Annotated in this window: 9 protein-coding genes; 4 read left to right on the top strand and 5 right to left on the bottom strand. The window is 72.5% G+C overall.

Annotated elements, in window-relative coordinates:
* Positions 1-106: 106 nt before the first annotated feature.
* The 4 genes from IG84_RS0113465 to IG84_RS0113450 all read left to right on the top strand — a co-directional run bounded on the left by IG84_RS0113465 (position 107) and on the right by IG84_RS0113450 (position 3,950).
* Positions 107-1,024: a metal-dependent hydrolase gene (locus tag IG84_RS0113465; protein WP_031055520.1), complete on the top strand. Its 918-nt coding sequence runs from the start codon at positions 107-109 to the stop codon at positions 1,022-1,024.
* Position 1,025: 1 nt separating this feature from the next.
* On the top strand, positions 1,026-2,105 hold the full coding sequence (locus IG84_RS0113460) for a PDR/VanB family oxidoreductase (RefSeq protein WP_031055516.1): 1,080 nt from the start codon (positions 1,026-1,028) through the stop codon (positions 2,103-2,105).
* 85 nt (positions 2,106-2,190) lie between these two features.
* Entirely contained in the window at positions 2,191-2,889 is a 699-nt protein-coding gene (locus IG84_RS0113455; RefSeq protein ID WP_031055513.1) for a TetR/AcrR family transcriptional regulator, read from the top strand.
* Between the two features lie 164 nt (positions 2,890-3,053).
* Positions 3,054-3,950, top strand: coding sequence for a PP2C family protein-serine/threonine phosphatase (locus tag IG84_RS0113450; RefSeq protein ID WP_051861672.1), 897 nt, complete (start codon positions 3,054-3,056; stop codon positions 3,948-3,950).
* 27 nt (positions 3,951-3,977) lie between these two features.
* Here IG84_RS0113450 and pulA read toward each other — a convergent pair whose 3' ends face one another.
* The 5 genes from pulA to IG84_RS0113425 form a co-directional block, all read right to left on the bottom strand.
* Positions 3,978-6,623, bottom strand: a complete 2,646-nt coding sequence (gene pulA / locus IG84_RS0113445) for a pullulanase-type alpha-1,6-glucosidase (RefSeq protein WP_078648799.1) — start codon at positions 6,621-6,623, stop codon at positions 3,978-3,980.
* A 23-nt stretch (positions 6,624-6,646) separates the two neighbouring features.
* Positions 6,647-8,032, bottom strand: coding sequence for an alpha-amylase (locus tag IG84_RS0113440; RefSeq protein ID WP_031055504.1), 1,386 nt, complete (start codon positions 8,030-8,032; stop codon positions 6,647-6,649).
* A gap of 162 nt (positions 8,033-8,194) precedes the next feature.
* Entirely contained in the window at positions 8,195-9,271 is a 1,077-nt protein-coding gene (locus IG84_RS0113435) for a LacI family DNA-binding transcriptional regulator (protein WP_037800210.1), read from the bottom strand.
* The gene (locus tag IG84_RS0113430; protein ID WP_031055494.1) at positions 9,259-10,854 is read right to left on the bottom strand and encodes a glycoside hydrolase family 13 protein; all 1,596 of its coding nucleotides are present in this window, start codon (positions 10,852-10,854) and stop codon (positions 9,259-9,261) included. The genes IG84_RS0113435 and IG84_RS0113430 overlap by 13 nt, the downstream gene beginning before the upstream one ends.
* A 1-nt stretch (position 10,855) precedes the next feature.
* Positions 10,856-11,686: a sugar ABC transporter permease gene (locus tag IG84_RS0113425; protein WP_031055492.1), complete on the bottom strand. Its 831-nt coding sequence runs from the start codon at positions 11,684-11,686 to the stop codon at positions 10,856-10,858.

Here is an 11,686-nt window from a genome sequence, read left to right as displayed (position 1 = left end):
ACGGAACGGGGGTACGGGCACGCGCCCGTACCCCCGTCGGCATGGTGCGGGAAAACCTCGTGCAAGGGTCTGTCGCTCTCTCCTTACCGCCCAGTACATTGACGCCATGTCTAACAAGGCCCCGTTGCGGCCCGAGCCGGTCGCGTCCGAACACATACCGCTGAAGGCCCGCAACGTCGCTTTCGACTGGGCCGGCACCCCGCTGCACTGGGTCCCCGGCGACCCGTCCACCACGCACACGATCAACGTGCTGCACCTGCTGCTGCCGGCGGGCGAGCGCTGGTTCGTGCACGTCTACAAGCAGGTGCTGCCGTACATCCGGGACGAGCGGCTGCGCGCCGACGTCATCGGGTTCATCGGCCAGGAGGCGATGCACTCCCAGGCCCACGACGACGTGCTGCCGCACCTCAAGAAGCAGGGCCTGGACCCCACGCCGTACACCGCGCAGGTCGACTGGCTCTTCGAGAAGCTGCTCGGCGACCGCACCCTGCCGCCGGGCCGCGCGCGCCACTGGTGGCTGCTGGAGCGGGTCGCGCTGATCGCCGCGATCGAGCACTACACGGCGTTCCTCGGGGACTGGGTGCTCAACGCCGAGGCGCTGGACGCCAAGGGCGCCGACGCCACCATGCTGGACCTGCTGCGCTGGCACGGCGCCGAGGAGGTCGAGCACCGCTCGGTCGCCTTCGACCTCTTCCTGCACCTCGACGGCGGCTACCGGCGCCGCGCCCGCACCTGGGCCACCGCCTTCGCCGCGCTGGTCTTCCTGTGGCAGCGCGGCGTGCGCTTCTTCATGGCGAACGACCCGACCCTGCTGGACGGCAAGGCGTCGTTCAAGGAGTTCTTCCGGGCCGGTCGGCAGGGCGTGCTGCCGACCACCGGCGCCGTGGCCCGCACGATCCCGCAGTACCTGCACCGCACGTACCACCCCTCGCAGTACGGCAGCACCTCGCAGGCCGCCGCGTACCTCGCCGCCTCCCCCGCCGCGACCGCCGCGGAGTCCCGCACCTCTCCCGGAGCCGCCTGACATGACCGCCGTCTTCCGCTCCCGCCGCGTCCGCGCCCTCGTGGTGGCCACCGGCGCGGCGCTGCTGGTCAACCGCGCCCTGCGCCGCCGGGTCGAGGAGTCCCCGCTGTGGCCGATGCCGGCCCTGGAGGAGCCGGTCTCGGGCGCCGGGCGCCCCGGCCGCCGCGAACTGCTGGTCATCGAGCGCGCCGAGGAGGCCGAGGGCGTCGTACGGCTGCGCCTGGAGGGCGAGCGGCTGCCGGGCTGGGAGCCGGGCGCGCACATCGACCTCGTGCTGCCCTCGGGCGCAGTGCGCCAGTACTCGCTCTGCGGTGACGTCGCCGACGGCGGTACGTACACCATCGCCGCCCGGCTCATCGAGGACGGCCGGGGCGGCTCGCGCGAGGTGCACGAGCAGCTCCACGAGGGCACGGTCGTGGAAGTACGCGGGCCGCGCAACCGCTTCCGGCTGGCGGACTGCCACGCGTACCTCTTCCTCGCGGGCGGCATCGGGATCACGCCGATCCTGCCGATGGTCCGCCAGGCCGAGCGGGAGGGCGTGCCGTGGCGGCTGCTGTACTACGGGCGGTCGCGCGTCTCGATGCCGTTCCTGGCCGAGATCGAGAAGCTGGCGGGGGCGGGCGGGGACCGAGTGACGGTCGTCGCCGAGGACGAGGACGGCCGGCCGGACCTGGCCGCCGTGCTCGCCGGCGCGCCGCCGCACTCCGCCGTCTACTGCTGCGGCCCGCAGCCCCTGATGGACGCGGTCGCCGAGCTGCTGCCCGAGGGGCTGGAACTGCACACCGAGGCGTTCGCGCCGGCGGCCGGCACGACGGGCGGCGCCTTCGAGGTGGAGCTGCGGCGCACCGGCGCCACGGTCGCGGTGGCCGGGGACCAGAGCATCCTGCGTGCCGTCCGCGAGCAGGCCCTGCCGAACCTCCCGTACAGCTGTGAGCAGGGCTTCTGCGGTACCTGCCTGCAGAGTGTGGTCGAGGGCGACATCGACCACCGCGACGAGCTGCTGACCGACGCCGAGCGCCACGACCAGATGCTGATCTGCGTCTCGCGCTGCCACGGGGAGCGGCTGGTGCTGGATCTGTGAGGCAGGCTCCCCTCCGGGGCTGAAGCGGTACGGGCCTGGAGGCGGTGGCATACCGCTGCCGCACCCCGGTCGTTAGGGTGTTCGCATGACGACCGGGGTGCGCCGCAGGATGGGCGTCGAGGAACGCCGTGACCAACTGATCTCCGTGGCTCTGGGCCTGTTCAGCCACCGTGCGCCCGAGGACGTGTCGATCGATGAGATAGCCGAGGCCGCGGGCATCTCGCGGCCGCTGGTCTACCACTACTTCCCCGGCAAGCAGAGCCTGTACGAGGCGGCGCTCGGCCGGGCCGCCGACGAGCTGGCCGCGCGCTTCGTCGAGCCGCACGAAGGCCCGCTGGGCTCCCGCCTGCTGCGGGTCATGGGCCGCTTCTTCGACTTCGTCGACGAGCACGGCCCCGGCTTCTCCGCGCTGATGCGCGGCGGCCCGGCGGTCGGCTCCAGCCGCACCAGCGCGATGATCAACGGCGTGCGGCAGTCCGCCTACGAGCAGATCGTCGTCCACCTGGGCCTGGTCACCCCGGCCCCGCGCATGGAGCTGGTCATCCGCTCCTGGATCTCGCTCGCCGAGTCCACCGCGCTGCAGTGGCTGGACGGCAAGCGCATCCCGCGCGCCGAGCTGGAGCGGCAGCTCGTGCACGACTTCGCCGCGCTGGCGGCAGTGAGCGCCGCGTACGACGAGGAGACGGCGGAGACGCTGCGGGCGATCCTCGCCGCCGAGCCGATCGACGGCCCCTTCGCGGAGCTGGCGGCCCGGCTGTTCGCCCTCGTACCGGGCGACGCCTGACCCCCGGGCTCCGTTGGCGATCGTTTTCGCGTCACCACCGGACACTTCCCGACCTGGTGCGATCGTCTGCCGCCCGCTTGTGACATCCGCTTCCGCGCGGCTCCGCGACAGTGCCAGAGTGGCCGTCCCACCGCCGGTCGTGGGAGGGACGTGGGTTGACCGCGATGGAGTTCATCGGCGCGCTGCTCGGGTACGGCTGCGGCTTCCTCACCGGCCTGGCCTGCGGCGTACTCGCGGAGCGCCGATCACGGACGCCGTCTGCGGTGCCCGACGCCCACGACGCATGCGCCGCCGCGCTGGGAGCAGTCGCGCACGCGGCCCAGCGGGCGCTCCTGCAGCCCCTCTCCGGTGAACTGAACGGCGTCGGTCTCGCCGGCCGCTACCGCCCCGCCACCGAGAACGCCGTCCTCGGCGGCGACCTCCTCAACGTGGCGGACTCCCCGTACGGCCCGCGGGTGCTGATCGGTGATGTACGCGGCCACGACCTGGAGGCGGCGCGGCTCGCGACGCTCACGATCGGCTGCTTCCGCGAACACGCCTTCACCGCGCCCGACCTGGTCCAGCTCACCAGATCGCTGGACGAGCGGCTCGCGCCCGAGCTGGACTCCGAGGGGTTCGTCACGGCCGTGCTGGCCGAGTTCGCGCCGGGCGAGGTACGGCTGGTCAACTGCGGCCATCCGGCCCCGCTGCGGATCGGCGCGCGGCTGGATCTGCTGGCCCCCGACGAGCCGGGGCCGCCGCTCGGCCTGCAGCCGGTCCCGTGTCCGCAGCGCTTCCGGCTGAGCGCCAACGAGCGGCTGCTGCTCTACACCGACGGACTCATCGAGGCGCTGGACCCAGACGGTGACCCCTTTCCGCTGGACGAGCGGGTCCGCGAGGCGCTGACCCGGCCCACGCTGGACGACGCGGTCGAGGCGCTGCAGGACCTCCTCACCGCACACACGGCGGCCCCGCTCCGGGACGACCTGGCGCTGATGCTGTGCCAGCCGGGGGTCCGGGCCCCGGTGCCGTCCGTTCCCGCGGCGCGCGGGCCGGGGGAACGGACGGGCGGGCCGTCCTGAGCGCCGGACGGCCGGGCGGCCGCCGGGTCAGCCGCGGGTGAAGACCGCGACCGTACGGCCCGGGACGGTGAAGGTGCCGGTCCCCTTCTCGTACGACGAGGTCCGTACGACGGGGTCGGCGCCGCGGGCCTGGACCGGGTGCAGCGCGTACGGCTGCCCGGCCACGTCCCGTACGGTCTGCGTCTGCCGCTCCGGCGTGGCATTGAGGACCACGACCAGCCGGCCGAGCCGCATGGTGACCACCCCGGGCATCTCGTCCCGCCCGGACAGCGGGAAGGACAGCGCCCGCTGCACCTGCTCGGTGGTGGCCAGGCCGAAGTCCGGCTCGGTGGCGCGGATCCGGGTCAGGTCCCGGTACGCGGCCGAGGCGCCGGTGATCTCCGCGCAGCCGGGGCGCAGCGCGGGGTCGGCGAGCAGCGGCCGGGCGTAGGGCCACTTGTCCTTGTTGTCGGCGGCGGGCGGCAGGCCGCGCCCGAAGCCGTTGCCGTCGGCGCAGTTCCAGTGCAGCGCGTTGAACCAGTCGCCGCTGTCGAAGGAGTTGCGGTCCAGCGACTTGGAGCGCAGCAGGTCGGAGCCGGCCTGGGAGAGCGCCGGGCCCTGGGAGAGGGTGGCGGTGGCCAGCGCGAGGACCTGCATACGGGCGCGGTCGGCGGGCTTCGTGCGCCGCGGGAGCTTGTAGGCGAGCGCGTCGTAGAGGGTCTCGTTGTCGTGCGCGTCGGCGTAGGCCAGCGCGTCGCCGGGCGCAGCCGCGTAGCCGGCGGGCGCACCGTTGTAGTCGACCTGGGAGCCCTTGACGCGGCGCCCCGCGCTGTCGGTGAAGGTGTAGTCGGCGAGGCCGCCGGTCAGCCCGACCTTGATCAGGTCCTGGTAGTGCAGCAGCCGGGCGCGCTGGTCCTCGCGAGTGCCGTTGGCGGGCGAGTCGTTGGGGTCGGTGAACAGGCCGGAGGCGAAGCCCTGGACGCGCGGGTCGGCGTCGAAGGGGCCGCCGCCGCGTACCGCGTCGCGGGAGCGGTCGTCGAAGGTGGCGATGCCGGTCCCGGCCATGTTCTTCTGGGTGGCCTGGACGAAGCGGGCATCGTTCGCGACCTCGCCGAAGTTCCAGCCCTCGCCGTAAAGAACGATCGCCTTGCCGTCCACGCCGTCCTTCGCGGGCGTGAGGGCGTCCAGGGCCTTGCGCACGGCGAGGATGTTGGCCTTGGGGTGATGCCCCATCAGGTCGAACCGGAAGCCGTCGACCTTGTACTGCTTCGCCCAGGTGACGAGCGAGTCGACGACGAGCTTGCCCATCATGGTGTGCTCGGGCGCGGTGTTGGCGCAGCAGGTGGAGGTGGCGACGGTGCCGTCGTCCAGCAGCCGGTGGTAGTAGCCGGGGACGATGCGGTCCAGGACGGACCGGGGGTCCTGGCCGCTCGCGAGGGTGTGGTTGTAGACGACGTCCATGACGGTGCGCAGCCCGGCGCCGTTCAGGCCCTGCACCATGCGGCGGAACTCCACGGTGCGGGCCGTGCCGTCGGGGTCGGAGGCGTACGAGCCCTCGGGGACGGTGTAGTGCACCGGGTCGTAGCCCCAGTTGTACGCGTCCTTCGCGGCGGTCTTCGCGACGCACTCCTGCTGTTTCTCGGAGTCCGGCGGGTAGGACGCGAGGTCGCAGTCCGGCGCGGCCTGCCGGTCGCGGCGCTCGGGGACGGACCCGAAGTCGAAGGCGGGCAGCAGGTGGACGTGGCTGGTGCCGGTGCGGGCGAGGGTACGCAGGTGCTTCATGCCGTCGGAGGCGCGGTCGGTGAAGGCGAGGTACTGACCGGGATGCTTCGAGGTGCGGTCCGCGATCGAGAAGTCGCGGATGTGCAGCTCCTGGATGCGGGCGTCGCGCAGCGGTACGGCGCCGGGCTTCTCGATCCGGTCCCAGCCCCGGGGTGCGAGGCGGGGGTCGGCGAGGTCGGTGACGAGGCTGCGCTCGGCGTCGGCGGTGAGCCCGGTGGCGTAGGGGTCGGTGACCTTGTTGGTGACGGTCTGCCCGGCGGCGGGCGCGAAGACGGTGACGGCGTAGCGGTACGGCTTGCCGGTCCAGCCGCGCTCACCGCGCACGGACCACACCCCGGTCCGGTCGTCGCGGGTCATCGGCACCGTACGGCCGTCCAGTTCGAGGGCGACGGTACGGGCCGTGGGTGCCCAGACGGAGAGGGTCGGGCGGCCGCGGTCGAAGACCGGGCCGAGCCGGGCCCGGGAGGCGGCGGCACCGTACAGGTCGTCCAGCACGCCGGGGATCTGGACGCCGGTGGCCTCGCGCAGGGTGCCGTCGGCGGCCCGGCGGGTGGCGACGAGACGGTCGCGCAGCGCGGTGGCGGCCGCCGCCTGGTCACGCGGGTCGACGGTGAAGGCCGGGAAGCCCTTCAGGTGCGGGTACTTGGCGCGCTCGTCGGGGGTCAGGGTGCCGGGGGCGAGGCGCAGCCGCCGGTCGCCGTCGGGTCCGGATTCGAGCTGGAGGGTGCCGCCGGCCGGGTCGGGCGCGCCCTTCCAGACGACGGTGTCCCGGTCGATCCACTGGGCCTCGGCCTTGGCGGGGTAGGGCGGCGGGGCCGCCTGCGCGGGCGCGGCGCCGGGCAGGGCGGCGGCCGCCGCGGCGCAGAGCGCCGCGGCGAGCGCGGTGACGGTTCGGCGGAGGGTGCCGGTCACGGAGGGGGTCTCCTTCACGGTGTTCAGCCGCAGGTGCGGGCGCCGGTGTGCAGCGCGAGGGCGGTGTTCGGAGCGAGGGTGGCGGTGAACCGGCCGGCGCCGTCGACCGTGACGGTCCGCCCGCTCTGTACGTCGCAGTAGTTCCCGGCAGGCAGCGAGGACTGGAACGTACGGCTCAGGCTCGACCCCTCGTGGTTGATCGCGACGTACGCCGCCTCGCCGCGTCCGAAGGCGATGGCGTCGTTGCCGTTGTCCCACCAGTTCGTGACGGCGGTGCCGTGCGCGGTGTTGCGGAAGGCCACCACGGCCTTGATCTCCGGCCACTTGTGCTGGCACTTCCAGCCGTCCTGCCAGCAGGCGTTCACCGTGCCCCCGTTGGGCGGCCCGGCGTCGTTGTTGCTGAATTCGTAGCCGGAGTGCACGTCCGGGGAGCCGTACGGCCAGGCCAGCATGAAGACGTTGGCGAGGGTGTAGTCCGCGCCGTTCTTGTAGCTGAGCGTGGAGCCGTTGCGCTCGGTGTCCCAGTTGTCGACGAAGACCCCGGACTTGCCGCTCACCATGTACCCCCAGCCCTCGCCGAAGTTCTTGAGGTAGGCGAGCTTCTCGTTCTGGAAGACGCGCTTGAGGTCGCGGCCGTAGCGGAACTCCTGCACGTCCCCGTTGCCGAGGTACTCGCTCGGGGAGACGGCCTCGCCCTCCCCGTGGATCGCCTCCTGCTTCCAGTACACGCCCGGGTTGCTCAACTGTCCCTTGATGGCGGCCAGGTCCTCGGCCGGCATGTGCTTGGCGGCGTCGACGCGGAAGCCGTCCACGCCGAGCGAGAGCAGGTCGTTGAGGTACTGCGCGAGGCGGCTGCGGACGTACGGCTCGCCGGTGTCCAGGTCGGCCAGGCCCACCAGTTCGCAGTGCTGCACGTTCCAGCGGTCCTGGTAGTTGCCGACCTGCGCGGTGCAGTCGTCCATGTCCTGGGGCTGGTAGATCCCGGGATAGGTGTACTTGCTGTACGAGGAGCCGCCGGTGCCGGTGCCGGACCCTGCGGACATGTGGTTGATGACGGCGTCCGCGACGACCTTCACGCCGGCCGCGTGGCAGGCGTCGATCATGTTCTTGAAGGCGGTGCGGTCACCGAGCCGGCCGGCGATCCGGTAGCTGACGGGCTGGTACGAGGTCCACCACTGGCCGCCCTGGATGTGCTCGGTGGCCGGGGAGACCTCGACGTAGCCGTATCCGGCCGGGCCGAGGGTGTCCTTGCACTCCTTGGCGACCGAGTCGTACCGCCACTCGAAGAGTTCGGCGGTGACGTCCTTGGTGCCGGGCGGCGCGGCCTCGGCGGGGGTGCCGAGGGCCGCCGCGGTGAACGCGAGGGCGGCTGCCGCACAGCCGCGGGCCAGGGGTCTGCGAGGGGGCATGGTTCCTCCTGAGGGGGAGACGAAAGCCTTGCCCGGCAACGCGCCATGCCCGTAAGGCTGTTGCAGTTCTAGCCGCCGCAATCCGTTGTTGCAAGACCTTTCGCAAGACATTGCAACGGTGTTAACTTCAGCGGGCAACACCCCGGTCCGGCCGGCCGGGGGTCACCCGCTGTGTGGGGACCTCACGCGCCCGGCCGGCCGGACCGGTCCTCCGGGCACCGGCCCCGTGGACCCCCGTACCACCAGCTCCGGCTGGAAGACGAACTCCGTGCGCTGTACGGGATTTCCCTGGATCTCCTCGATCAGCGCGCCGACGGCCGCGGTCGCCATCGCCTGTACGGGCTGCCGCACGGTGGTCAGCGGCGGGTCGGCGAACGCGATCAACTGCGAGTCGTCGAAGCCGACCACCGAGAGCTGCCCCGGCACGGCGAGGCCGCGCTGCCGGGCGGCCCGTACGACGCCCAGCGCCATCAGATCGCTGCCGCACACCACGCCCGTACAGCCCGCGTCCAGCAGCGCGGCGGCCGCGGCGTGCCCGCCCTCGACGCTGAACAGCGTGTGCTGCACAAGCTGTTGGGCCTCCCCCTGTGCCAGGCCGAACAGCTCCTCCATGACCGCGGTGAACCCCTCCGCCTTGCGCCGGGACGGCACGTACCGGGACGGGCCGACGGCCAGCCCGATGCGGGTGTGCCCCAGCGCGGCGAGGTGGGTGACGGCCATCTTGGCGGCCGCCCGGTCGTCGGGCGAGACGAATGAGGCGTGGATGTCCGCGTTGTAGCCGTTGATCAGGACGTACGGCACGCCGCGCGCGGTGAGGCGGGTGTAGCGGGCCGGGTCGGCACCGGTGTCCGCGTGCAGCCCGGAGAGGAACACGATCCCGGTGACGCCCCGCGCCTCTAACTGCTCGACCAGCTCGTCCTCGGTCGCGCCGCCCGGCATCTGCGTGCAGAGCACGGGCGTGTAGCCGTGCCCGGCCAGCGCCTGCTCGATGATCTGCGCGAACGCGGGGAAGATCGGGTTGGTCAGCTCCGGGATGACCAGCCCGACCAGTCCCGCGCTGCGCCGCCGCAGCCGCACCGGACGCTCGTATCCGAGTACGTCCAGTGCGGCCAGCACCCGCTGCCGGGTGGCGCCGGCCACCCCGGTCCTCCCGTTGAGCACCCGGCTCACGGTGGCCTCGCTGACCTCGGCCTGCGCGGCGATGTCAGCGAGCCTGGGGGGCAGCGTCACTCGGCCCACCACACGGCCGTGTCGGCGGCCAGTTCGTAGGTGCCGGGGTGGCCCGGGATCTCCTGCGGCAGCGCGCCGCTGGACAGCAGCGGTCGCCCGGTGGCGGTCAGCCGCACGGCCTCCGCCGTGGTGTTCACCGCGCAGGTGAAGCCGCCCGCGCGGCGGAAGTGGAGCACGCCCTCGGGCGCGGGGCGCCACTCCACCGTGTCGCCCGCGCCGAGCGCGGGGTGCTCCCGGCGGACGGCGAGCGCCGTGCGGTACAGCTCCAGCGTGGAGTCCGGGTCGCCGGTCTGCGCCGCGACGCTCAGGGACGCCCACTCGTCGGGCTGCGGCAGCCAGCTTCCACCGGTCCCGAAGCCGTACGGCGCCTGCGTACCGGACCACGGGAGCGGCACCCGGCAACCGTCCCGCAGCCCCTCCTGCCCGTTCTCCTTGAAGAAGGAGGGGTCCTGGCGGACCTCGTCGGGCAGGTCCGTGACCTCGGGCAGACCCAGCTCCTCGCCCTGGTAGACGTAGGCGGAGCCGGGCAGCGCGAGCATCAGCAGCGCGGCGGCGCGGGCGCGGGGCAGGCCGCCGCCGAGCCGGGTGCGGTGGCGTACGACGTCGTGGTTGGAGAGCACCCAGGTCGTGGGCGCGCCGACCGGGCGCATGGCGTCCAGCGAGGAGTCGATGACCGCGCGCAGCTCGGCCGCGTCCCAGCCGGCGTTCAGGTAGTGGAAGTTGAACGCCTGGTGCAGCTCGTCGGGGCGCAGGTAGAGGGCAGTGCGGTCGGCGCTGGGCGTCCACGCCTCGGCGACGGCGATGCGCTCCCCCGCATACTCGTCGAGGACCTTGCGCCAGGAGCGGTAGATCTCGTGCACGCCGTCCTGGTCGAAGAAGGGCAGCTCCTGGTTGCCGAGCAGCTTGAGCTGTTCGGCGTGGCCCATGTCGGGCAGCCCGGCGGCCTTGACCAGGCCGTGCGCGACGTCCACGCGGAAGCCGTCGACGCCCAGGTCGAGCCAGAACCGCAGGATGGAGCGGAACTCGTCCTGGACGGCGGGGTGTTCCCAGTTGAAGTCGGGCTGCTGGGGAGCGAAGAGGTGGAGGTACCACTCGCCGTCGGGGAGCCGGGTCCAGGCGGGGCCGCCGAAGATGGACTCCCAGTCGTTGGGCGGCTCCTCGCCGTTCTCGCCGCGGCCCTTGCGGAAGTGGAAGCGCTCGCGCAGCGTCGAGCCCGGCCCCTCGGCCACCGCGCGCTTGAACCATTCGTGCTGGTCGGAGCAGTGGTTGGGCACCACGTCGACGATGGTGCGCAGGCCCAGCTCGCGGGCGTCGCGGAGCAGCGCCTCGGCGTCCGGCAGGTCGCCGAACATGGGGTCGATGGCCCGGTAGTCGGCCACGTCGTAGCCGGCGTCGGCCTGCGGCGAGGCGTAGAAGGGGCTGAGCCAGACGGCGTCGACGCCCAGGTCCTTCAGGTACGGCAGCCGCTCGCGGATGCCGGCCAGGTCGCCCATCCCGTCACCGTTGCCGTCGGCGAAGCTGCGCGGGTACACCTGGTAGATCACCGCGTGGCGCCACCACTCGGTGGCAGGGGTGGTGGAGTTCTGGTTCATGTCATCCCTTGGTCGTGCCGGCGGTGAGGCCGGATACGAGATGGCGCTGGGCGAAGGCGAAGACGGCGGCCGCCGGCACAGCGACGATCACGGCCGCGGCGGTCATCGATCCCCAGTCGTTGTTGTACTGGCTGACGAAGGTCTGCAGACCGCCGGCGAGGGTGAGGTTCTCCTCGCCGGTCATGAAGGCGGACGCGTAGGCGACCTCGGCCCAGGCCGTGACGAAGGTGTAGAAGCCGGTGACGGCGAGCCCGGGGCGGGCCAGCGGCAGCACGAGACGCCAGAAGGTGCCGAAGGGGTTGAGCCCGTCGACCCGGCCCGACTCGTCGATCTCCACCGGAATGGTGTCGAAGAACCCCTTCATCATCCAGGCGCAGAACGGCACGGCGATGGTGAGGTAGGTGACGACCAGGCCGGCCGGCTGGTTGAGCAGGCCGAGGCTGGCCAGCAGGTTGTACAGCGGCACGATCAGCACGGCCACCGGGAACATCTGCGTGATCAGCAGCAGCCACATCAGCGGGCGCATCCCGGGGAAGCGGAAGCGGCTGACGGCGTAGCCGGTGGTGGCGGCGAGGAAGACGCCGAGGACGGTGGTCACGCCGACGATCACCACGGAGTTCCCGAACCAGGTCAGGAACGAGGTATCGGCCAGTACATGGGTGTAGTTGGCGAGCGTGAAGTCGGTGACCGGCTCGGTGGTGAAGGCGTCGTTCTTCGGCTTGAAGGAGGTGACCAGCAGCCACAGCGGCGGGAAGACCGCGACGACGGCGGCGGCGATGAGGGTCGCGTGCAGGCCGGTGGAGGCCAGGGGGCTTCTCTTCTTTTCGCGCAT

This window comes from Streptomyces ochraceiscleroticus, from assembly GCF_000720485.1.
GTDB classification, from domain to species: Bacteria; Actinomycetota; Actinomycetes; order Streptomycetales; family Streptomycetaceae; genus Streptomyces; species Streptomyces ochraceiscleroticus.
The sequence above is the reverse complement of the archived record's forward strand: the minus strand, read 5'-3'. Positions and strand labels throughout refer to the sequence as shown.